General features: G+C 42.7%; 13 protein-coding genes. 12 read left to right on the forward strand and 1 reads right to left on the reverse strand.

Annotation, left to right across the window (positions count from 1 at the left end):
- Positions 1 to 164 precede the first annotated feature (164 nt).
- The 10 genes from IQ234_RS01125 (at position 165) to IQ234_RS01170 (ending at position 21,731) form a co-directional block, all read left to right on the forward strand.
- Positions 165 to 5,609, forward strand: coding sequence for a type I polyketide synthase (locus tag IQ234_RS01125; protein ID WP_193955706.1), 5,445 nt, complete (start codon positions 165 to 167; stop codon positions 5,607 to 5,609).
- A 40-nt stretch (positions 5,610 to 5,649) separates the two neighbouring features.
- A complete protein-coding gene (locus IQ234_RS01130) occupies positions 5,650 to 9,612 on the forward strand; it encodes a type I polyketide synthase (RefSeq protein ID WP_193955707.1) in 3,963 nt (1,320 codons plus the stop codon).
- Between the two features lie 28 nt (positions 9,613 to 9,640).
- Complete coding sequence (locus tag IQ234_RS01135; RefSeq protein ID WP_193955708.1) at positions 9,641 to 10,960, forward strand: flavin-containing monooxygenase; 1,320 nt, start codon at positions 9,641 to 9,643, stop codon at positions 10,958 to 10,960.
- 47 nt (positions 10,961 to 11,007) lie between these two features.
- Positions 11,008 to 12,183 (forward strand): type III polyketide synthase, encoded by a 1,176-nt coding sequence (locus IQ234_RS01140; RefSeq protein WP_193955709.1) that lies wholly within the window; start codon positions 11,008 to 11,010, stop codon positions 12,181 to 12,183.
- Positions 12,184 to 12,195: 12 nt separating this feature from the next.
- Entirely contained in the window at positions 12,196 to 12,801 is a 606-nt protein-coding gene (locus IQ234_RS01145) for an isoprenylcysteine carboxyl methyltransferase family protein (RefSeq protein ID WP_002731647.1), read from the forward strand.
- A gap of 80 nt (positions 12,802 to 12,881) precedes the next feature.
- Entirely contained in the window at positions 12,882 to 14,513 is a 1,632-nt protein-coding gene (locus tag IQ234_RS01150; protein ID WP_193955710.1) for an FAD-binding oxidoreductase, read from the forward strand.
- A 48-nt stretch (positions 14,514 to 14,561) separates the two neighbouring features.
- Positions 14,562 to 15,863 (forward strand): MFS transporter, encoded by a 1,302-nt coding sequence (locus IQ234_RS01155; protein ID WP_193955711.1) that lies wholly within the window; start codon positions 14,562 to 14,564, stop codon positions 15,861 to 15,863.
- Positions 15,864 to 15,923: 60 nt separating this feature from the next.
- Entirely contained in the window at positions 15,924 to 17,279 is a 1,356-nt protein-coding gene (locus tag IQ234_RS01160) for an efflux RND transporter periplasmic adaptor subunit (RefSeq protein ID WP_193955712.1), read from the forward strand.
- A gap of 42 nt (positions 17,280 to 17,321) precedes the next feature.
- Positions 17,322 to 20,420 carry an efflux RND transporter permease subunit gene (locus IQ234_RS01165; RefSeq protein ID WP_193955713.1) on the forward strand — a complete coding sequence of 1,033 codons (3,099 nt, stop codon included), beginning with the start codon at positions 17,322 to 17,324 and terminating at the stop codon, positions 20,418 to 20,420.
- A 531-nt stretch (positions 20,421 to 20,951) separates the two neighbouring features.
- Positions 20,952 to 21,731: a pentapeptide repeat-containing protein gene (locus tag IQ234_RS01170; RefSeq protein WP_193955714.1), complete on the forward strand. Its 780-nt coding sequence runs from the start codon at positions 20,952 to 20,954 to the stop codon at positions 21,729 to 21,731.
- 41 nt (positions 21,732 to 21,772) lie between these two features.
- On the opposite strand, the gene IQ234_RS01175 is transcribed toward IQ234_RS01170, so the two are convergent.
- Positions 21,773 to 22,294, reverse strand: coding sequence for a hypothetical protein (locus tag IQ234_RS01175; RefSeq protein ID WP_193955715.1), 522 nt, complete (start codon positions 22,292 to 22,294; stop codon positions 21,773 to 21,775).
- 374 nt (positions 22,295 to 22,668) lie between these two features.
- Here IQ234_RS01175 and IQ234_RS01180 point away from each other — a divergent pair, with 374 nt between their 5' ends.
- Together IQ234_RS01180 and IQ234_RS01185 are read left to right on the forward strand one after the other, a co-directional pair.
- Positions 22,669 to 23,091 (forward strand): polyhedral envelope protein, encoded by a 423-nt coding sequence (locus tag IQ234_RS01180; RefSeq protein ID WP_193955716.1) that lies wholly within the window; start codon positions 22,669 to 22,671, stop codon positions 23,089 to 23,091.
- A gap of 57 nt (positions 23,092 to 23,148) precedes the next feature.
- Positions 23,149 to 24,696 (forward strand): protein kinase domain-containing protein, encoded by a 1,548-nt coding sequence (locus IQ234_RS01185; RefSeq protein ID WP_193955717.1) that lies wholly within the window; start codon positions 23,149 to 23,151, stop codon positions 24,694 to 24,696.
- Positions 24,697 to 24,716 lie beyond the last annotated feature (20 nt).

Below are 24,716 nucleotides of genomic sequence, written 5' to 3' on the forward strand. Positions count from 1 at the left end.
TTATCCTATCCCCCACCTCGGAGTCACGGGGACAATTGTGACTATGCCACTAAATTTTCCCATCCCGACAGTATCAAGGTTTTTCCCGCTTATCCGTGACTTTTTCCCAAGCATAACCTGAGATGAAAGTGACGTGACATAACAAGACAAGAGTTGTTAGGAAGATGAATCAACAAAAACAAGCTTTTTTAGAACAATACAAACACCTCGATGCAATGGTCAAAGCGCAAACCGAACCCATCGCTATTGTGGGGATGGGCTGTCGTTTTCCCGCAGGAGTCAATGATTCCGCAAGTTATTGGCAGTTATTGGTTAATGGCATCGATGCAGTAACAGAAATTCCTCTAGAACGTTGGAATATTGCCGACTATTATCACCAAGATGCCGATGTTCCGGGGAAAATGTATAGTCGGGAAGGGGCATTTTTAGACAAAGTTGACGAATTTGACCCAGCTTTCTTCGGCATCTCACCCCGGGAAGCCGCCGCCATGGATCCGCAACAACGGTTACTGTTAGAAGTCTGTTGGGAATCCCTAGAAAATGCAGCTATTGCGCCAGAAAGTTTGATTAATAGTCAAACTGGCGTATTTATGGGCATTTTTCGCGATGATTATGCCCAATTGTGTTTTCATCAAGGCGTAGTCAATCACATTGATGCTTACAACAGTTTAGGAACCAGTCGCGCTATTGCCGTCGGCAGAATCTCTTATCTATTTGGGTTTCACGGTCCGACTCTGCAAATTGATACGGCCTGTTCCTCCTCCCTCTTAGCAGTACATTTGGCCTGTCAAAGTCTGCGCGGCCAAGAATGTAATCTCGCTTTAGCGGGGGGTGTCAATCTGATGTTAACCCCGGCCACTGCGATTAGTAATTGTAAATTAAAAGCCGTTTCTCCCCAGGGTCGCAGTAAAACCTTTGATGCTTCGGCCGATGGTTATGGTCGGGGCGAAGGTTGCGGTGTCGTGGTCTTAAAACGTCTCAGTGATGCTCTCCGAGATGGCAATCTCATTTTCGCCCAAATTCGCGGTTCGGCTGTCAATCACGATGGAAAAAGTAATGGCTTAACCGCCCCCAATGGTCAGGCACAGGAAGCTTTACTCAGACAAGCCCTCGAAAGAGCGAAAATTCAACCTAAAGATCTGCAATACGTCGAAGTTCACGGTACAGGTACATCTTTAGGAGATCCCATCGAGGTTTTATCCTTAGGGAAAATTTATGGCCAGGGTCATAGCCAAGATAATCCCCTGATTTTGGGAACCGTGAAAACTAATATGGGGCATCTGGAAGGGGCTGCGGGGATTGCAGCGTTAATTAAGACAGTTTTACAGCTACAAAATCAGCAAATCGCCCCTAATCTTCATTTTAAGAACCCTAATCCCTATATTCCCTGGGAAAAACTGCCGGTCAAAATCCCCACCACTCTTACCCCTTGGTTGGTCAGAGAAGGAGTCCGACGGGCTGGAGTGAGCGCTTTTGGGATGAGTGGGACTAACGTCCATTTAATCGTGGAGGAAAGCAATTTTGAGCGGCTTAGTGACGAAAAACCTCATTTAGAACGTCCTTGTCATTTAATTACCCTTTCGGCGAAAAGTGAGCCAGCCTTACGGGAATTAGCTCAACGCTACTACGATTTTTTAAGTCAAAATTCCCAGACGGTCATGGCAAATCTGGCCTACACCGCTAATACTGGGCGATCGCATTTTGAGCATCGTTTAGCTATTCCCTTTCTGGCTCAAAAACAGCTTGAGCAAGCTTTAAAAGACTTTATTAGGGGTGAAAATCGCTTTTCAGGTCAAAGAAGTCTTTTAACCTCGAAAAAAGCCCCTAAACTGGCTTTTATGTGTACGGGACAGGGTTCACAGTATCCCGGAATGGCTAGGGAACTCTACGAAACGCAACCGACTTTTCGCCAAACTTTAGAGAAATGTGACGAAATTTTACGGAGCTATGGGGTGAAATCCTTACTGCAAGTGTTATATGGGGACGAAAAAACCAGTCAGTTGATTAATCAGACTTTTTACAGTCAAATTACCCTATTTTCCCTGGAATATGCCCTCGCTCAACTCTGGTTATCTTGGGGAGTGAAACCCGATGCTCTCATCGGTCATAGTTTAGGGGAATATGTGGCCGCTTGTTTAGCGGGAGTCTTTAGCTTAGAAGATGGTTTGAAGTTAATTGCCCATCGGGGACGCTTAATGCAGACATTACCGAAAAACGGCATAATGGCGGCAATTTTTACCGATTCTGACAGCGTGACCAATCATCTTAGGAAGATTAGGGGCATCTGTACCATTGCTGCGGTCAATAGTCGAGAAAATACAGTCATTTCTGGCGAAACTGAGGCTATTAACCATTTAATCGCTAACTTCAATCAGAGAGGCATTGAAAGTCAGATTTTAGCTGTTTCCCATGCTTTCCATTCTCCCTTAATGACGGGTATGGTGGGGGAATTTGCCAAGATTGCCGAAACTATCACCTATAATTCCCCGCGTCTCCCCCTTATTTCTAACCTGACTGGGGATGTTATCGATGCAGAGATAGCAACTTCCCAATATTGGGTTAATCATCTACTGTCTCCCGTAGAGTTTGCCCGGGGTATAGAAAGATTAGGGGAGTTAAATACGGAAATATTCCTAGAAATTGGTGCCAAAACCACCTTAATTAGCCTAGGTCAGCAAAATCTCCCCGACCAAGGTCTCTGGTTAGCTAGTTTATCCCCAAAACAGTCGAATTGGGAAACCCTACTCCAAAGTTTAGCAACCCTTTATGTAAAAGGGGTCAAAATTGACTGGAATGGATTCGACCTGGATTATTTACGCGAAAAAATCCCCTTACCGACCTATCCCTTCCAAAGAAAACGCTATTGGTTAGATTACATTGATTCTCAGCTAAAAACCCCGACAGTAGCGGCAGCTTTCCACCCTCTCCTACAGCAACCGCTGCATCTATTGGGGTCAAAGGATGTCCACTATCAATCCTCTCTTTCTCCCTGCTCTCCCAGCTATCTGCAAGAACATCAAGTTTTTGGCCAGGTAGTTTTCCCGGCCGCAGCCTATCTAGAGATGATTATAGTGGCAGCCGGTCAACAATATCCCAATCAGCAGTTCACTATTGGTCAATTGAGTCTGAATCGACCCTTAATTTTCTCAGAAAACCAGAGTAAAAAGGTACAGTTAAGCTTACTAGCGGGGGGACAATTTCAGATTCTCAGTCTTGGGGAAGGGGAAGTTTCCCTACTGCATCTATCGGGTAATTTAACCAATGAAAACCAGGACTTACCCAGCTGCAATTGGACAGATATCCGGAACCGTTGTCACCAAAAAATCGAAATTGCACAGCATTATCAGGACTGTTCAAGTAAAGGAGTGAACTACGGGGAAAGTTTTCGAGTTATCCAGGAACTTTACCGCAATCAGTCCGAAATTGTCGCAAAAATTCAACTTTCTTCCCATCTACTCTCGCAAGCGGTGGATTACCAGCTACATCCTGTCTTACTTGATGGTTGCTTTCACGCTATGTCGGCACTATTTCCCGCAGGGAATAGCACCTATCTTCCCACTAATATTGATCGATTGACCTTTTCGGGAGTTAAGGACACCTCTATATACTGTCATGGTCGCTTCAGCCATAGCAATTTGCAAAACGGCACTTTAATCGCTGATTTGACTATTTTCAGCGAATCGGGTCAATTAATTAGCCAAATTGACGGATTAACTTTTCAACAGGCCCAGCCAGAAACCCTCTTTTCCCAGACCAACGACCTCAAGGATAGTTTATACGAAATTACTTGGCAAGCCACGGACTTGACGGGAATGGATTGGACAGAAACAGGAGATTGGTTAATTTTTGCCGACAAAAAGGGAGTAGGGCAACAATTAGCCGAAAAATTGCTGCAACAAGGGCATAGATGCCAACTTATCACCGAAAACAATCGCCAGACTTGGCAATATCTCCTCAAAAAACCCTATCAAGGTCTAATTTATCTCTGGGGAATCGATGACGACCAAGCTTTAGAAAATAATCAAAACCTAGCCGCCACTCAAGAGCGAATTTGTGGAACTTTGCTGGAAATAGTGCAAGAAATAGGCAAAATAGAGGTTAATTACTCTCCTCGCCTCTATATTGTCACCCAATCGGCTCAATACATTCCTTCTCAGCCCACAGTGATTGCCCTTGCCCAAAGTTCCCTCTGGGGATTAGGACGGACTATTGCCCTAGAACACCCAGAATTGCGCTGTCTGTGTCTAGATGGAGATAAATTTCAGGATAGCCACACCTTAGCCCTAGAGGTGTTCCAATCTTTACAAAGTTCGGAGGAGGAAAATCAAATCGTTTGGCGGCAAGGCCAGAGCTATGTGGCTCGTTTAGGGCGATTTATCCCGAAATCGTCGCTAAAAAACCGAGAAATTGCCGAAAATGCCACCTATCTTATTACTGGTGGTCTAGGGGCCTTAGGGCAGCAAGTGGCTAATTGGTTAAGGAAAAAAGGAGCAAAATCCCTCGTCTTACTAAGTCGCCGGGGAATAACTCCAGAAACCCAGCCAATTATAGACCAATGGCGACAAGAGGGAACCAATGTAGAAGTTTTTGCCGCCGACGTTAGCGACTTTGGCCAAATGCGTCGGGCTTTTGAGATAATCGAGCAACAGTTACCCCCCTTAAAAGGCATTATTCACACGGCCGGGGTGTTAGAGGATGCCAGCTTATCCAAACAGACTTGGGAGAAATTTGAGCGCGTCTTTTCCCCCAAAATACTCGGTGCTTGGAATTTGCATCTCCTCAGTCAAGAAGTGGATTTAGACTGGTTTATTAATTTTTCCTCAATGGCCTCGGTGTTAGGGTCTTCTGGACAGAGTAATTATGCTAGTGCTAATGCCTTTTTAGACAGTCTAGCCCATTATCGTCAAGCGCAAGGACTGCCGGCCCTGACTATTAATTGGGGTCCCTGGGCAGAGGGTGGTATGGCGGAAAATTTAGACGAAAAAGCGAAAAAAAGGCTAATTAAACAGGGTTTTACCCCTCTTGATCCCGAAAAATGTTTGCATCTCCTCGAAACATTGCTGACGACTTCTCGGACACAGGTAACTGTCGCTTCTCTCAATTGGAATAGCTTTTTTAACAGTTTCGAGAATCAAAAAATTCCGCCTTTATTACGAGATTTCCAGAGTTTTTCAGCCCAAAAATTAACCCCAGAAAATAATTTTATTAATGTCTTAATGACAGTACCAATTGAGGAGCGTTTTGCGGCTTTGACTGCTCATGTTCAAGGGATTGTAGCGGAAATTCTCGCTATTCCGGCTAGAGAATTTACCCAAGTTGACCAAGGTTTTTTTGAGTTGGGAATGGATTCTTTAATGACGGTGGAATTACGCAATCGTTTAGCCAAGGATTTAGGTAAATCTCTAGCGGCAACTATCACTTTTAAATACCCAACAGTGACCAGTTTGGTCGATTATCTAGTCGCTGAAGTTATTGACCTTGACTTTAGTTTAAAACCCTTAGCAATAGGAGCAAATCAAGATAACAATCTTGATCCCCTCAACGAAGAAGATTTATCCCTAGAAGAATTGTCCGATTTACTGCTACAGGAGTTAAATTCCTTAAGCTAGAAAAGCAGACCTCAAACCCTATCTAAATAGCCTGTTTACCATGACACAAACACCTGCCAAAACCGATCAAATGAGCTTAATAAAAGATGCCTTAAATCAAATTAAGGTCTTAAAAACTAAGCTACATACCCTAGAAAAAGCCAAAAATGAACCAATTGCAATTATTGGTATGTCCTGTCGCTTTCCCCAGGAAGCTAATTCCCCGGAAACTTTTTGGGAATTATTGCAATCAGGAACCGATGCCATCAGCGAAATTCCGCCACAACGCTGGAATATTGACAATTATTACGATCCTAAACCCGATGCAAGGGGAAAAGTCTATACCCGTCACGGTGGCTTCTTAAATCAACCGATAGATCAATTTGACGCTGATTTTTTTGGTCTTTCTCCCCGGGAGGTAGCACAAATGGATCCGCAACAGCGATTACTGCTGGAACTAGCCTGGGAAGCTCTGGAAAATGCGGGAATATCACCCTTAAATCGGCGAGGAAGTCAAACAGGGGTATTTATCGGCATGATGACTCAAGATTATTCCCATTTTAGCCATCATCCCGATCTGATTGATGCCTATACGGGAACGGGAAATGCTAAAAGTGTAGCTTCGGGACGTTTATCCTATCTTTTTGGATTTCATGGCCCAACTTTAACGGTTGATACTGCTTGTGCCTCCTCTTTAGTCGCTGTTCATTTAGCTTGCCAAAGTTTACGCAATAAGGAGTGTGAAGTTGCCCTAGCTGGGGGAGTCAACCTAATGTTAACCCCCTTCGTTACTATCATGGAATCCCGCGCCCAGATGTTGTCTCCTGACGGTCGTTGTAAAACCTTTGATAGAACAGCGAATGGCTATGTGCGGGGAGAAGGCGGCGGTATTATTGTTTTAAAGTCTTTATCTGCGGCCATTCGGGATAATAACTTGATTTTAGGACTAATTAAAGGTTCGGCCGTTAACCATGGCGGTACGAGTAGCGGTTTAACAGTTCCCAATCAACTTAGTCAAGAACAATTGATTTGTCAGGCTTTAAAAAATGCTCAGGTAAAGCCAGAGGACATTAGCTATATTGAAGCCCATGGAACTGGCACTTCTTTGGGCGATCCTATTGAATTAGGTGCATTATCGACAGTTTTTGCTAAAAATCCCCAACCGGTTTGGGTTGGTTCCGTCAAAACCAATATCGGCCATCTAGAAGCGGCCGCAGGTATTGCCGGACTGATGAAGGTGATTTTATGCTTGCAACATCGACAAATTGCCCCCCATCTCCACTTCCAGCAACCGACACCCCATCTAGACTGGGAAAATCAACCGCTGAAAGTTCCGACTAAAAACCGTGAATGGGTTAGTGAAAACTCTTCTCGTTTAGCTGGAGTTAGTTCTTTTGGCTTAAATGGCACTAATGCCCATATTATTCTCGAAGAATACCCTTACGAACCTGAAACGACTGCGGCACCTGATTCATCGCCCTATCTGTTCACCCTCTCAGCCAAGACCGAATCGGCTTTAATCACACTAGCCCAAAAATACGCAAATTACCTAGAAAATGCCAACAATATTGCTTTAAGCTCCATTTGTGCTACTAGCAATCGCAGTCGCTCCCAATTACCCCATCGTTTCACCTGTATTGTCTCTAGTCACTGCCAACTTCAAGAAAAATTAACCGCTTTTGTTCAAGGTGAACCGAGTTCTTTTCGCCAAAAAAGTGAATTTAGTGGCAAAAATCGGGCAAAAATTGCCTTTCTCTTTCCGGGACAGGGTTCTCAATACCCCGGTATGGGAAAGGAACTATACCAATCCTATCCTCTATTTCGCCAAACAATCGATCGCTGTGCTGAGATTCTCCGTCAATATGGCGACTATTGCCTAACGGAGATTATTGACCAAGAAAATCATCTCAATCAAACTTTTTACAGCCAACCTGCCCTATTTGCTCTCGAATACGCCCTTTTTAAACTCTGGGAATCCTGGGGAATTACCCCCCATGGGGTTATGGGTCATAGTTTAGGGGAATATGTGGCCGCCTGTGTTGCTGGAGTCTTTAGTTTAGAAGATGCCTTAAAATTAGTCTTCTATCGGGCTAAATTGATGGATTCTGTGGGAAAAAGTGGTTCAATGGTCGTTATCTCGGCTAGTGAAGCTGAAATTAGTCCCTTAATTGCCCCCTATCAATCTCAGGTCGCTATTGCCGCTATTAATGGTCAGGATAATATTGTCCTGTCCGGTGCTGCAGAGACCATAGAAACCCTGGTAAAACAGCTTCAGGTCAAAAATCTGAAGATTACCCGGTTAAATGTCTCTCAAGCTTTTCATTCCCCTCTGATGGAGGAGATTTTAGACGAGTTCCGACAAATTGCCGAAACTATCACCTATCATCCCCCCCAACGAGCCTTAATTTCTAACCTTAATGGCAACTTAGTCAATTTTGAGGTCACTACTCCCGATTATTGGTGTCGTCATCTCCGGTGTTCTGTTCGCTTTGCCGATGGGATAAAAACCTTACTGGACAACGGTTATCAGCTATTTGTCGAATGCGGCTCTCATCCCGTTTTATCGGCCATGGGCAGCCTACTGGATAAAAATTATTCTTGTCTTTGGTTGCCCAGTTTGCGTCGTCAAACCTCTGACCGACAACAGATTCTCGAGAGTGTCAGTCAGCTTTATCTGCGGGGATTCGCCCTGAATTGGCAAGAGATAACGGCCAATCAAGACAGTAAACCCTGTATCTTACCGACCTACAGCTTTGAAAGAAGTAGTTATTGGCTAAAAACAGGCGACTTGACCCCAGAAGAAGCGCAATTATTGCCTAAATTGTCGAAATATCTCCTAGAAACACCGCCGCAACCGCCGGAAGTTGTCAAAACCACCACCGCATCATCTTCTGGTCATCTAATTACCCTTGATTCTCTGTTGGCCACACCCGCAGAGAAACAGCTTAAACAACTAGAAACCTACATTATCGGTGTTTTAGAACAGATTACTGGTTTATCCGTGGTCAAGCTACATACCAAGCAACCCCTCTCTAGTTTAGGCTTAGATTCTCTCATGTCCAGTCAATTACGACGTCAACTAGAGGAGGATTTAAAAATTATTGTTCCCGTGGAATACCTAGCGGGATTGAGTATTGAGCAGTTTTTACCGCAAATATTCAACTTAATCACCCAAAACTCCCAACCTGCAACTAGCAACAAAACTCCTCTCTCCTCAAAACAGAAAAAACCAATCAAGACGACTAAAGCCGAAAATATCTCTAATGATCCGAAACTTTGGCTAATTCGCAAACAAGCTAATCCTAACGCCCGCATTCGTCTATTTTGTTTTCCCTACGCTGGTGGGGGTGCCTCCGTATTCCAAAATTGGCTGAATTACTGCCCCAAGCAAGTGGAATTTTGGGCGATTCAACTACCCGGACGCGAAACGCGTCTTCAGGAAACTGCGATTACATCGCTAAAATCCCTGATTAATCGTCTCATTCCGATTCTGACTCCCTATTTAGACCAACCTTATGCTTTTTTTGGTCATAGCATGGGTTCTTTAATCAGTTTTGAATTAACCAGAGAATTAGCTAAAACTCGGCAAAATCTACCCCAACATTTATTTATGTCTGGATTTCGAGCGCCTCACATTGTCAATCCTGATTTACCCATTCATCGTCTGGGAGATGAGCAATTTTTAACAGCTTTAGGTCATTTTCAAGGAACCCCGGAAACTCTCCTCAAAAATCCCGATTTAATGGCGGCTTTTTTGCCAATTTTACGAGCAGATTTCAAACTCCTAGAGACCTATTCTTATCAACAAGGTCAACCCTTAAATTGTCCTATTACCGTTTTTGGAGGTCACAACGATGCCAAGGTTTCTGCCGATCAATTACAACAATGGCAACTGCAAACCAATCAAGATTTTGTCCTGCATACCTTACCAGGAGGACATTTCTTTATCAATCAACATACGGAGAAAATTATGAAAATAATTTGCCAAAGTTTACGAGAGTTTCCTGAACAAATGACTGCCTAATTAACCAATTACTCAAGGGAGAAAAATCATGACTTTAGATTACAAAGAGCAATACTGTATTATTGGGGCTGGTGCCGCAGGATTAGCGGCGGCTAGAGCCTTAAGCAAAGCCAAAATTCCCTTTAATGTTATCGAATCTGCCCAGGATGTTGGGGGTATTTGGATTTATGACCGTCCCGATAGTCCAATGTATAAAAATACACATCTAATTGGTCATAAAACCACACAACCTTTTTCTGATTTTCCCATGCCAAAAGATTACCCAGATTATCCCAATCATCGGTTAGTCTATGAATATCTTCGCAATTATGCCACTCATTTTAATCTCTATGATTTCATGGAATTTAATCTCAGCGTAGAGAAAATAAAAAAGGTGGGTAACTTTTGGGATGTCACTCTTAGCAACCAAGAAACCAGACGATACCGAGGAGTTTTAATCGCCAGTGGTTATCATAATAAACCAAATATTCCTCAATTTTCTGGGCATTTTGACGGGGAAATTATCCATTCAAAAGATTATGATAATCCCGCTCAATTAAATGCTAAAAAAGTCCTAGTAGTTGGAGCGGGACAATCAGCCATGGATTTAGTCGTCGAAGCGGCTATCAATGGCAGTAAAACTTTCCATAGTACCCGCCGTGGCTTTCTCTGTATGCCGAAATTTTTATTCGGGTTGCCCCCAGAATGGGTGATGATTAACACGCCAATCATGAATCTAATTCCAGCCCAAGAACACATGAAAATGATGGCTTTATTATCACCAATAGCTCTATTTTTACAAGGAGTTAATCTCAAAAAACTCAATATTCCTACAGACTGTAAAAGTAACGGCCTAATTATTCCCAACAGTGACCAACAAATCTATCGTTATTATGTGCATGGAGATGTCACCCATAAGCCTAATATCCAAGAATTAGACGGAAAGAATGTTATTTTTGACGATGGCAGTACAGAAGAAATTGATCTGATTATCTACGCCACTGGTTACAAAATTGAATTTTCTTTTATTGACAAATCGGATTTGAATTGGCAAGAAGGAACCACCCAGCCTAACCTCTATATGAATGTTTTTCACCCAGAGGAAAATAACCTGTTTGTCATCGGAATGGTTCATCCCACTGGCACCCACTGGCGAGTATTTGAAGAACAAAGTAATTTAGTGGCCGCTTATCTACAAGCTCAGGATAAAAAATCCCGGTTTGTCTATAAATTTGAAAAGCTAAAACGTCAAATTAGCTCCAATTTAAGCACCGACAATAAACACCATAGCGGTACTCACTCCTTAGTGATTGACAAATTGGGTTATATACGCCAAGCCCAAGGATTAGCTCGCCGATTACTGGCTTAAATCTCCCACGATAATTTACCCCCTGAAATCCCTATCTCTTAACTCCAATGCCCTACATTATTGAGACAGCTACCGGTTTTCCAGAACATTACTATCCCCAAGAAGTTCTAGAAGTCAATATCAGAAATCATTGTGCTAATCTTCTTCAAGATTATTGCCGAGAAAATCATCTTGACTTCCAGGAACAAACCTTTTTTGATTTAGAACAAATTCATCGTTTTTTCAGTAATGTCAAAATTCAAGGGCGATACTTCACCATTCCCCTAGATGAATTCGATGCCGATAATCCTCCCGGAATCGCCCAACCCTTTCGTCAAATGGTCGATCTAACTATGGATTTAGTAACATCGACAGTAACTAATTTGCTCAAAAAAGCCGCTCTTTCTCCCAAAGAAATCTCCCTAGTTACTGCCGTTACTGTTCTTCCTTCCGTTCCTTCCCTAGAAAGTTTACTCCTCAATCGTCTAGATTTTTCCCTCGATATCAAGCGGCAAGCGTTATCGGGTGTCGGCTGTTTGGGAGGCGCCCAAGGATTAGCCAGAGTAAACGATTATCTGCAGGGACATCCCACCGAAGCAGCGATTTTGTTTACCACCGATCCCTCCTCTGGCCTTTGGCAAGGGTCAATTCATAGCGATTTAACGGAATTATTGGGACAATTACCCGAAGATCCGTCTCAATATAGCAATATCATTATGACCCTTGTGGTAGCGGCTTTATTTGGCGATGGAGTCGGCACTGTTCTCTTAGCGGGAGATGAACATCCCTTAGTCAAGCAAGGTAAAGCAAAACTGAAGATTATCGGCACTCAATCGCTGTTAATGCCCCACACAGAGAATTTAATGGCATTACCTTTAACAGACTACGGTTTTCGCCAAATTCTTCGCCCAGAAGTCTCTGATTACGTCAAGGGTGGGGTGAGAAAAGCGGTGACATCTTTACTGGAAAAAACAGGAGTTTCCCTCGAGGAAATTGTCTGTTGGATGGTGCATCCGGGGGGTCCGAAGATTCTCGATGCAATAGTTGAAGAATTTCAGTTAGAACCGGATGTTTTACAGGTTAGTTGGGATATTTTGGCAGAAATTGGCAATATTGCTTCTGCTACTATCCTCTGCATTCTCGATGAAACCCTTTCCCGTCCCCATCCTCCCACAGGTTCCTACGGATTAATAATTTCCATGGGGCCCGGATTTGCTCAAGAAGCCATTTTAGTTCAATTCTAAGGATATTTAAGGATGTTAAGCCAAATAGTTTTCATTGCCCTGATTAGTTACATTATTGTCCAACGAGTGCGCGTTACTCGCCTGAGTAAACAGAATATGGCCAAAGTCTTAGCGGAAGGTGGCAAACTGCATAGTTCTAATTATGTGGGATTCGTCAAGATTTTCCAATCTAGCTGGATGCTTTGCATGATCGGGGAAGTTTATCTGCTCGATCGACCTTTTATTCCAGCATTGGCTTTATTTTCCCTAATTACTACCTTTTTAGCTCAAAAGCTCCGCTATGCCTCCATTGAAGCTTTAGGCGATCGCTGGATTCATCAGGTGGTCACGGTTCCTCAGACACCCGTGATCGACAATGGCATTTATCAATATATCCGTCATCCTAACTGGTGGGCCATGATCACGGAATTAGCGGTGGTTCCCCTGTTTCATACCGCTTATCTGACATCTATAGTCTTTAGTCTCCTGAATGCTTGGTTATTAATCCAACGCATTCCGGCTGAAGAAGAAGCTTTAAGTCAAGACACCAATTATCAAGCAGTTTTCGCCAATACTCCCCGTTTTATTCCTAGTTTTAGCGCAATTTTCTCTCGCAAACAACAACCGCTTAAAAGTTAATTGCCACGGATAGCAGGGCCGGTTCCCTAGGGCCCTTTAATTACCTCTCATACCTGAATTTCAAGGAGAAAAAAAATACTATGGACTCTCTAATTGTTTCCGAAAATATTATTAGCGACAATTTAACTAACGCTCTACAAGAATGGGAAAATTTATTAGGCTCCGAATATGTCAGCACCGATAACAAAAAACGCCTAGAAGCCGAGACCGCTACCTACGAAACCCATGCTAAAATCCCGGCAATTATTCGCCCAGGTAATCGTCAAGAAGTCCAAGAATCTCTAAAAATTGCTAATCGCTACCAAACCCCTGTCTATCCTATTAGTACAGGTAAAAATTGGGGCTATGGTTCGCGAGTTCCTAGCCGCACCGGTTCGGTTTTAATGGATTTGAGTCGATTAAATCAGATTTTGGATTACAATGAAACCCTAGCTTATGTAACTATTGAAGCGGGTGTTACTCAGCGACAACTCTACGATTTTTTGCAAAAAAATGGCAATAAATTATTAATGAGTGTCACCGGTTCGACTCCTGATTCTAGTATTATTGGCAATGTTCTCGAACGGGGTGAAGCCAAAGGACCTTTGGGAGATCGCTTTAATCATGTCTGTGGAATGGAAGTAGTTTTGCCCACCGGTGAATGTGTTCATACGGGATTTAATCGCTTTGAAAACTCCCAAATAGGGGCGGTCAATCGTTGGGGAGTCGGTCCCTATTTTGATGGAATTTTTACCCAATCTAACCTGGGAATTGTCACCAAAATGACTTTTTGGTTAACGCCCTATCCTCAATATTTTCAGGCTTTTTTCTATAGCATCGATCAAGAAAATAAATTAGAGTTATTGATCGATAAACTACGTCAACTGAAAATGGCAGGGGTAATTAAAACGACCTTCCACATTAATAATAACTACCGAATGTTGTCTATTCAACAACAATATCCCTGGCAGGAATGCCAAGAAAAAACTCCTTTACCCCCCGATTTATTAGAACAATTAAGTCATCAATGGGGCGGCGGTGTGTGGATAGGAGAAGGTGCTTTATATTCCGCTTCACCAGAACAGGGAAAAGTCGAAAGAAACCTAATTGAAAAAGCCTTGAAAGGAATTGTCAATAAACTTATGTTTTTTGATGAAAATAAGTTCAAAATGGCCAGCAAAATGAGTCCCATTTTTAAAGTATTTACCGGTGTGGAAATTAAGGACAAGGTGGATTTAATTTATCAGAAAAATCCCCAACGAGGAATGATTACCGAAAAAGTGCTGAAGATGGCCTATTGGCGCAAAAAAACGCCTCCCACCGATAAGTTGAATTTAGACCTGGATGCCTGTGGCATGATTTGGTGTGTTCCCGCTGTTCCTTTTCTGGGAAATCATCTCAGAAATGCTCTCAATATTATCAGCAGCATCGCTCAAAAATATGGTTATGAACCCAATATCGGCATTAACTGTATTACCGAGCGCAATATCAACATCAATGCTGCCATTTTTTATGATCGATTGCTAGAAGGCGAAGACCAAAAAGCCTTAAATTGTCACGATGAAATGTTGGCAGAATTGATCAATCAAGGCTATTATCCCTATCGTCTTAGTACCCACTCTATGAATAGTTTACCCGCAGCCCAAGACGATTATAGTTGCTTAATCCAAAAAATTAAAGAAAGCTTGGATCCCAATCACATTCTCTCACCCGGTCGCTACGAATTTCCTTAAATAAGTCTAACAATCTACTGCTAACTGCCCATCTCTCCCCCAATTCTAATGACTTCTAGCACTTCTAGCAAATGGCAACATCTCCGAATAGATTATCTTCCGTATATCACTGGTTGGTTTGGTAACTTTATCGTTAATAATGCCCTTCTAACCATGCTAATCTATCGCTACGACCCCGGCATTCCGAACGACTATAACTTATCCATTTTATTGCCCTCTGCTTTAGTGGGGATAGCGATAATGATTAGCCGTATTGCTGGAGCTTTTGTGCAGCCAGTGATCGGTTATTTTTCCGATCGCTTTTGGAGTCCTTGGGGCAAAAGAAGACCATTTATACTGGCCAGTTTACTCCCTTTAATTGGTGGTTTTATCCTGTTGTTTAATCCCCCTAATAACTTAAATCAAACCACTTACTTTATTTATTTAGTCATCATGCTTTGGGTGTTTTATGTGGGCATGGCATCCTATCATGTTCCCTATTTAGCCTGGTTGCCCACTTTGGCTAAAAGCCCAGACGCAAGGGTTAAATTATCAACTCAAATCGGAATTTTTGGTTTAATTGGTGCCACAATTGGTGGAATTATTGCCCCTTGGTTAACTGATAGTTATGGCTTTCAAGGCATGGGGATTGCTATTAGTCTTATTGGGGTAATTACCCTAGCTATGCCCTTACTAGAAAAAGAAGAATATACTCCTGCTAAAGGGAAATATCCTAACTTTAAAACCACCTTAACGGCGGCTTTTACCAATCGGACTTTTTGTATCTATATGATCACCATGATTTTGGCGTGGATGGTGATTAGTATTATCTCGGTGATTCCGACTTTTTTAGTAATTGCTCTCCTCAAACGAGAGGTAAGTTTTGCCGCCGTGATTAATACTATTATCGTGGGGAGTGCCTTGGCTGGATTTACCCTAGTTTTACCCTTAGCGCAAAAATATGGCAAAAAACTGGTTTTTCAAGGTTCTTTAATCTGGGTTGGCCTTGGTATGATTGCCATGGCCTGTGGTCGCTTTTGGTGGCAAGATTCTTTGATTCCTTGGTTAATCCTTTCGATCATCGCTAATTTAGCCCTAGCCAGCTTTTTTAGTCTGCCGAATGCCATGTTATCGGACATTATCGATCAAGATGCGGAGCAACAAGGAATGGGACGAGAAGCAATATTTTTTGGCACTAGGGGGCTACTAATTCAATTTAGCCAAGGTGCGGGGTCTTTTCTCACAGGATTGCTCCTTTCTTTCGGGAAAACTCCTGATAACCCCTGGGGGGTACAAATTGCCTTTTTGTGCGCCGGTATATTATCCCTAGCAGCGGCTTTTGTCCTCCGGTCTTATGCCATCAAAAAATAGTTCTTTCCTCGCTAATCTGTTATTACTTTTGACTAAACCCTACTCATTTGGAACTGGATTATGACTTCCCCCAATCCCATCACTAAACAGCAAGAAACTGCTATCAAAAAACTGCGATTGCCCTGGCGATTAATTATTACTGGGATCCTAGCGGCCACCTCGGTTTTTGCCTATCCTACCCTGCGTAATGTCCTCTTAGAAGACACCTCTGAATCCACCACCTCAAAAGAAACCGTTTCGTTAGCAATCGATAAGGGCAAGACGGCAGCCTTACCGGTGCGAACCTTAACTTTAACTCCTGTCACCCATCACCAAGAACCGCGCCGTTATACCGGTAATATTGTGGCTAAACGGACAAGTGAACTAGGATTTGAGCGTTCCGGACAATTAATTAGTTTATTGGTTCAAGAGGGTCAAGAGGTACGCCGAGGTACTTTAATTGCTACTCTGGATACACGCAATTTAGAAGCACAAAAACAAGAACTCATCGCCCAGCGATCGCAGGCTACGGCTAAACTGCAAGAATTACAAGCTGGTTCCAGGAAAGAAAGTATCGCTGCAGCCCAAGCAAAAGTCCGAGATCTCAGGGAACAATTAGCTTTAGCCCAATCTAAATACCAAAGACGGCTAGGATTGTATCAAGAAGGGGCAATTACTAGAGAACAACTCGAAGAAGTGCAAACAGATGTTAATGCACAACAAGCGAGAATTGATGAAGCCCAAAGTCAATTAGATGAACTCAAGGCCGGTACTCGTCCCGAATTGATTTCTCTGCAAAAAGCCGTTATTGACCAATTTGATGCCCAACTGAAGAATATTAAATTAGAGATTGAGAAAAGCCAACTTCAAGCACCCTACGATGGCACTATTGCCCTCCTTCACGTCAATATTGGCACTGTTGTTGCTGCAAGTAATCCGATCGTTCGTTTAGTGGAAAGTAATAAACTGGAAGCGCGTATCGGGGTTCCCATTGACCAGTCCGAAAAATTACCAATTGGGAGTAAACATCGTTTAAAAATTGGTAACAAAATAGTAACAGGACAAGTCACTTCAACCCTGCCCCAAATCGATCCGACTACCCGTACCGCCACGGTTATTTTAAGTTTAAATCAGACTCAGGGCCTGATTCCGGGGCAGGTGGTCAGCCTAGAATTATCTCAATCGGTTCCACAATCGGGCTATTGGTTGCCCACAGAAGCTTTAGTACAAGGCACGAGAGGATTATGGTCTTCCTATGTTCTAGGAGAAGCTAACCCCGATAATCCTCGACAATTTACCGTCAAACGCCAAGATTTAGAAGTTCTAGCGATTCAAGGCGATCGCTTGTTGGTGCGCGGGACGCTCACCTCCGGTGATCGGGTGATCGTCGAAGGGGTTCACCGCATCGTACCCGGGCAAATGGTGGAAATTTGGTAGTCAGCGGTCATTAATCAGCTTTATTATCCCTAATAATCTCCAATGAATAACTTATTTGAACGTAAACCTAGATTACTAATTCTTACCTTAATTCTGATTATTGTCTGGGGATTGTCTTCCTTTCAAATTTTGCCGCGCATGGAAGATCCCGAAACAATTAATCGAGGTGCCACCATTACCACCAATTTACCCGGTGCCAGTCCTTATCGGGTCGAATCCCTAGTGACCGAAAAAATTGAACAATCTCTCTCTAGCATCAAAGAAATTAGCCTGATTGAGTCCTCCTCAGAATTAGGGCGTTCCACCGTCAATATTGAACTTAAAGATGAAGTGACTGATGTGGATCCCGTCTGGTCACGCATTCGCGATCGGATTACCGATGTCATCCCGCAACTACCCCCAGAAGCCCAAAGACCCTTATACGAAGAAGGATATAGTAAAGCCTTTAGTTTATTGACTGCCATCCTTTGGGATCTAGATACTGCTCCTAATTACGCTATTTTACGCCGACTTGGCCAAGAACTGTTCGATGAATTAGAAGCCCTTTGGGGAACCGAAAGAGTCGAGTTAGTCGGGGTTCCGGCCGAGGAAATTTTAGTCGAAATCGATCCGGTGAAATTATCCTCCCTGGGCCTAACTGCCGTCGAAGTTGCCCAACAAATTCAAACCAGTGATGCCAAGGTCGCCGCTGGACAACTTCGCAGTAATCGCAATAATTTATTATTGGAAGTCGATACCAGTTTAGAATCACTCTCTCGGATTCGAGCAATTCCGATTCGTTACAGTAATGAGGGACAATTTACCCGTTTAGGAGATATCGCCCTAGTCACCAAGGGAATTCAAGAACCACCGCCAGAACTAACCATTATTAACGGTAAACCGGCTATTGTGGTGGCCGCTATGATGGAATCGGGGCAACGCATAGACGAATGGACAGCGGCAGCCCAGGCCAAGTTAGACCTGTTTCGACCCTCTCTCCCCCAAGGTGTTAGCCTCAAGATAATTTTTGCCCAAAATCGTTATGTGGCTAACCGACTCGATGGATTATTCAGCAACATGATCCTAGGGTTACTCTGTGTCATGGGGACAGCTTTTGTGATGATGGGATGGCAGTCCGCCTTGGTAGTAAGTGTATCCCTGCCTTTATCGATCCTGATGGTCTTTGCCGGTATGAATCTCTGGCAAATCCCCCTACATCAAATGTCGGTGACAGGAATTGTTATTGCTTTGGGACTTTTGATCGATAACGCTATTGTGATTGTCGATGAACTACAAAAAGGACTACGGACGGGAATAGCTCACAAACATATTGTTGCTGAAACCGTTAAACAGTTAGGGATTCCCCTCTTAGCTTCTACCCTAACCACGATTTTGTCTTTTATGCCGATCGCTCTTTTGCAAGGAGGCACTGGCGAATTCGTGCGTACTATCGCCCAAACAGTGATCTTAGCCTTGGTTAGTTCTCTAATTTTGTCCCTAACGATTATTCCTGTCCTCAGTTTACGTTTATATCAACTGACTCATCGCTCGCACCAGACAAAAACCCATTGGTGGGATACGGGAATTAATTTACCGCTGCTAACGGGTTTGTATCGCCAAATTTTGAAGTTAATTCTCTATTTTCCCGTATTAGGTCTGGTTATTGGCTTGATTATCCCAATTACTGGCTTTGTTGTCGCTGGCACTCTCCCAGAAGAATTCTTTCCGCCGGCAGAACGAGATCAGTTAACCCTAGAAATCGAACTGGCCCCCACCACAACCCTAGAAGTAACTCAGGTCAAAGTGGCTCAAGCTGAAAAAATACTGCTAGATCATCGAGAAATTGGGGAAGTTCACTGGTTTTTAGGGCGTAATGCTCCCCCCTTCTACTATAATCTCTCCGATGGCATCAAAGACTCTCCTAATTTTGCCCAAGCATTGATTCAACTTCGGCAAGTTTCTGATGATCCCCAATTGATCGAAACCTTACAAAAACAATTAAGTCAAGCTCTACCGATGGCTAGGGTATTAGTTAGCCCCCTAGAACAGGGTCCACCGGTGGGCGCCCCGATCGAAATTAGGGTTTATGGCTCAGAATTGGAGATGTTAAGGAAAATTGGCGAGTCCTTACGGGAAGAACTGGCAAAAATACCCGAAATAACCTATTCTGTTGCTGATTTAAGTGAAATTCAAGCTAAATTAGCCTTAAAAATTAATGAAGAAAAAGCTCGACTGATTGGTTTGGATAATGCGGCGATCGCCAGCCAATTGGATAACCTTTTAGAAGGTTCTGTGGGTGGCTCGATTTTAGAAGCAACGGAAGAATTACCTGTACGAGTCCGAGTCGCTAATCGCGATCGCGAGCAACTGCCACAAATTGCCTCTTTAAATATTCTCGGTAATTCCGCCACTGCTGAACGGGCGAATATTTCTCTTTCCTCCGTGGCAGAATTTGATTTTCTCCCCGAATTAGCCACGATTCCTCGACGAAATGGCAAGCGAATTAATACGGTGAAGGCCTATGTTCAAGCTGATGCGATCGCTGCAACGGTTTTAGACGAATTTCGCCAAAACTTAGAATCGGGCAAATTTTCCCTTCCGCCAGGGTATCGGCTCGAATTTGGCGGAGAGGAAGAAGAAAGAGATACGGCTGTGGCTAATCTAATTGCTAGTGTGGGAGTCTTGGCGATTCTAATGCTATCAACCCTTGTTCTTTCTTTTAACTCCTTCCGTCTTGCTGCCCTAGTTACTGTCGTCGGTATTAGTTCAATTGGACTAGCCTTATTTTCCCTCTGGTTATTTGAATATCCCCTAGGATTCATGTCCATTTTAGGCACTATCGGCTTAATTGGGGTTTCCGTTAATGATTCTATTGTCGTGGTAGCGGCTTTACAAGCTTTACCCCCCCATCTTCAACGCCAACGAAAGGCAATCCGGGAAGTGGTCATTGCTTCCACCCGTCACATTCTCACCACTACCTTAACCACCGTGACGGGATTTGTGCCATTATTCCTCTACGGCGGCGCTTTTTGGGAACCCCTCGCTATCTGTATTTCCATCGGGGTGATCGGAACCACCCTAAGCGCACTGGTATTTGTCCCGTCGGGATGGTACTATCTCGCTCAAGCCCACAAGGTTTCCCCTCTGTCTGTTTCTGAGTAGCTTGATTAAATGCCACTTTTGTAGAGACGTTGCTAGACAACGTCTCTATTGATACTAAATCCGTTGAGTATAGGCTACATATCAGGACAGGCAATAGGCAATAGGGGCAATAGATAATCAGTCTTTAATAACCGGATTTAGTGTGATTTGGGTAAAAATATCCTGAAAGTCCTCTCGGCTCCACCGCCCTGATCCGAGAAAGTACGGAGAATTAGCTGAGTTAAATATAATCGAGTTTAAACAATAGATAAGTTTTTTAACAAGAGTAGTGTTAGATACTAATTAGCCGATGGACTGGGGTAGAATTGGAAAAACCAGTGCAACTGTTTTAGCCAAGCTACTTAACTATGATGAAAATTAACTTGCTGTTCGCGTTATCTTCTCTTAAAAAATCGAAAAAAAACTTTACATAAACTCAAAGGAGGGCATCGTAAATTGCTCATCTAAAAGCAGAGTGAGTTATCGGACAAAGTTTTTAGGTGCTTTTGTTGATTACTTCTTAACCACCATCTTATAAGTAGAAGAAGGGAGATGAAAGTTAATCAGTTACTAAGACTCTACGAACAAGGAGAGCGGGATTTTTTAGCCATTGACTTGATGAGTCTAGATCTACAACAAGTGACTCTAATCGCTGTCAATTTTGCTGCGGCCAATTTGCGCGGAACTAATTTGAGTCGCTCTTTTTTGACTAAATCAAATCTGCGGGGAGCGAGTTTGAATTGGGCGAATTTAACCTATGCCAAATTAAGTCAAGCGCAATTAGTGGAAGCGGACTTAACCAAAGCTAATCTCACCGGGGCCTTTATGGTACAGGCAAACCTGCGTAACGCGCGATTAAGTGGGGCGGATCTTTCCCATGCTAATCTCCGGGGAGCGAATTTATGCGGGGCGAATTTATGCGGGGCGAATTTATACTTAGTTAATCTCTTGGAGGCAACCCTAGATAAAGTCAATCTCAATTGGGCCAATTTGCAGGAAGCGCGGTTAAGTGGGGCTAAATGTCGTCAGATTTCCGCAAGGGAAGCCAATTTTAGCGGCTCTTTTGTTAAAGAGGTGGACTTTCAGGGGGCTAATTTAGAAAGGGCTAATTTTAGCGAGGCACGTCTGACGGGTAGTGATTTACGCGGGGCCAATTTAGCAGGTGCTAATCTAGCGGGAGCGCGTTTACAACAGGTAAATCTACAGGGAGCGGACTTGAGGGGTGCTAACTTGACGGGGACTTGTTTTGAGAGTGTCACTGGTTGGACGGAAATCGTCCAAGAAGATGATGTTTTTTCCCTAGACTGGTTTCAGCCTCGTTTTGCTACTTAAAAGTCAATATATCTGCCGAAAGCCCCTCCTTTTCCTATCGGTTAACGATTAGCTGGAGTGGTTAATCTTTGGTTAGGAATAGGGATTGGGGGAGCATTATTCGGTTCATCCTCGAAGGGTAAAGCAGTGGGAGGAGTGGTGGCACCCGGAGATGGCGCTGAAGATGGCGTGGGATTAACGGCAGCGGGGGGACTTTTCGGGGTAACGACGGGTGCGGGAGAGCTAAAACCGAGGATATCTTTGCCAAAGGGAAAAACATTTCTCCAGCGTTGAATATTGGGATGACCAAACCAATCTTGACGGGACACCTTCACCGAGAGCAAAGGTGCGATCGCCCCTGATTTTTCGGCGGTTATTAATAAATCAATTTTATTAATACCCTGTTGTTGATTAAAACGACTGATGATAGTTTTCTCTGCTAATTGCGATGCTCTAGTCAATAATCCTTCGTAGGATTCTCCCTGTTGAACTGCGATAGGAAGATTAACAGTGGATTGAGCAAAAACCACGTCAACGGCGATAATTCCCGTCAGCAGCGTTAAAACAGTAATAGACTTGTACATAGGACAGACAGTTAAACAGCCACTCCCTGGTTAGGGTCGGGATATTCCCTGTTAGAGTTCCCCGATCGCTTTCTTAAATTACCATGATCGATCTCTGGCCACAATTGAAATTTTTCGGTAGCGAAATCGTCCTTAGTCCCTAGTAATAGGCAATAGGGGAATAATTGAGGCTGGCTGAATAAATCTAAAAACTTTGTTGGATAATATCTTTAGGCTTTTTTCAAATCAAACAGTGCTGGCCATTGGAGTGGTCAGAGGGAAAATTCAGGGACTTTTTCCCTGAAAATCGGTAAAATCCCACACCCCACACCAACGAAAAACTTTTTTAGTATAACCTAATTATATTTGGCTATATCAACAAGAGGGTTTTAATTGTGACACAAACTAGCGAAACCGTTACCTATTCCCTTGAATCTGTCCTGACAAGGATCGAGAGTAAAATCGACAATCTCCAAAGAGATGTTAATCAAAAATTTGACAGTCTCCAAAGAGATGTGGATCAGAAAATCGACACTCTCCAAAGAGATATGGATCAAAAATTTGACAGTCTCCAAAAAGATGTTAATGATTTAAAGGTGGAAGTCACGGAAATCAAGGGAGATATTAAAACTCTTGATCAGAAAGTCGAAACAATAGATAAACGACTGGAAAAAGTCGAGGATAATTATGCAATCTTAGTTAAAGATATTGCGGACTTGAAAGGGTTTAAATCCCTGATTATCCCCATGATTGTCGCTTTTTTAAGTGCCGTGGTAACTTTGGGATTGCGCGGCTTTTTTCTTGGCAACAAACCTTAAATATATCAGAGAATATTGTTATCATCAAGTTTATTTGTTACTCTACCAATAAAATCTATGAGTTTTTGTATTAATCCTCATTGTCCCAAACCGAAAAGTATCACGGAGAGTCGTTACTGTCAATCCTGTGGTTCCGACTTGCTTTTAAATGGTAAATATCGAGTCACAAATTTATTGAGTGCCAAAGGTGGATTTGGTAATACCTATGAAGTGATAGATGAACGTAAAATACCTAAAGTATTAAAAGTTCTTACCTATGATTCTAGCAAAGCTATTGATTTATTTCAACAGGAAGCCAATCTTTTAAAACAATTAAATCACCCCGGTATTCCCAAAGGAGAAAACTATTTTATTTATCATCCCCGGGAGAGTCAAACTGTTTTACACTGTTTAGTCATGGAGAAAATTGCTGGTATTGACTTGGAAGAATATCAAAAACAAAGAGGATTTAAACCGATTGATTATAATCTCGCTTTGGATTGGTTAAGTCAGTTGGCTAATATTCTCCATGAAGTTCATAAACATAAATTCTATCATCGCGACATCAAACCCTCTAATATTATCTTAAAACCCGATGGTCAATTAGTTTTAATTGATTTTGGGGCAGCGCGACAAGTGACTAAAACCGTCCTAGCAGGAGGTAAAAATACAGGAATTTATACCCCCGGATATGCTCCTCCTGAACAATCTCTTGGTCACTCTGTCCCCCAATCAGACTTTTATGCTTTGGGCAAAACTTTCGTCTTTTTGTTAACTGGTAAAGAACCCAGTGACCAGAAAATTTATAATATTAATACTAATGAATTTAATTGGCGTAAATATGCCCAAAATATTCCTTCTCGATTAGCAGATTTTATTGATAATTTAATGGCAGAAAAACCTATTGATCGACCTAAAGACACCAAAACTTTGCTAAAAATTATTACTGATATTAAAGCCAATCCCCATCAAACTAAAAAAACTAAAAATTCTCCTCCTGAAAAACCTAAAATTATTCCTATTCCCAATCCTGCAATTATTTCTTTACTCGCCGCAATTTCTCCCAGTTATGCTGGGTTTTGGCTCCGTTTCAAAGCTTCTTTAATTGATTCTTTTATCGTTTTTATTATCGCCGCTTTATTAGGTGGTTATATCTGTTTTCGCTTACAACAATGGTCAACTTTTCAAGATTTAAATCTTGATTTTGATATTCCCAAAGAAATCTGGGTTTACTATGCAGCAGGATTAAGTGCAGCTGGAACAACAATTATCGGTTTTGCTTTATTTATAGCGGCAATTATCTATAATATTCAAGCCAAACTTAACTTTACTCACGAGCATATTGCCATTCTTAGCGCCCTCGGTTTAGGAATAGTTATTAAATGGTTATATTATGTTTTCTTAGAATATCTTTTTAAAGCCACCATTGGTAAAATGTTTTTTGATTTATCTGTCACCGATAGCCAAGGCCGACGCATATCTTTTGCAAGAGCCAATCGCCGCTACTTACTAAAAGTTCTCTCCACTGCTCCCTTATATTTGGGCTTTTTACTGGCAGCCTGGACAAAGAAAAAACGCGCCCTTCATGACATGATTTCTGGTACACAAATCCGCAAAAAAAAGTAACCAGATACTAGAAAAGTAGG

Origin of the sequence: Microcystis aeruginosa LEGE 91341 (genome assembly GCF_015206885.1) — a bacterium.
Taxonomy (GTDB): Bacteria; Cyanobacteriota; Cyanobacteriia; order Cyanobacteriales; family Microcystaceae; genus Microcystis; species Microcystis aeruginosa_H.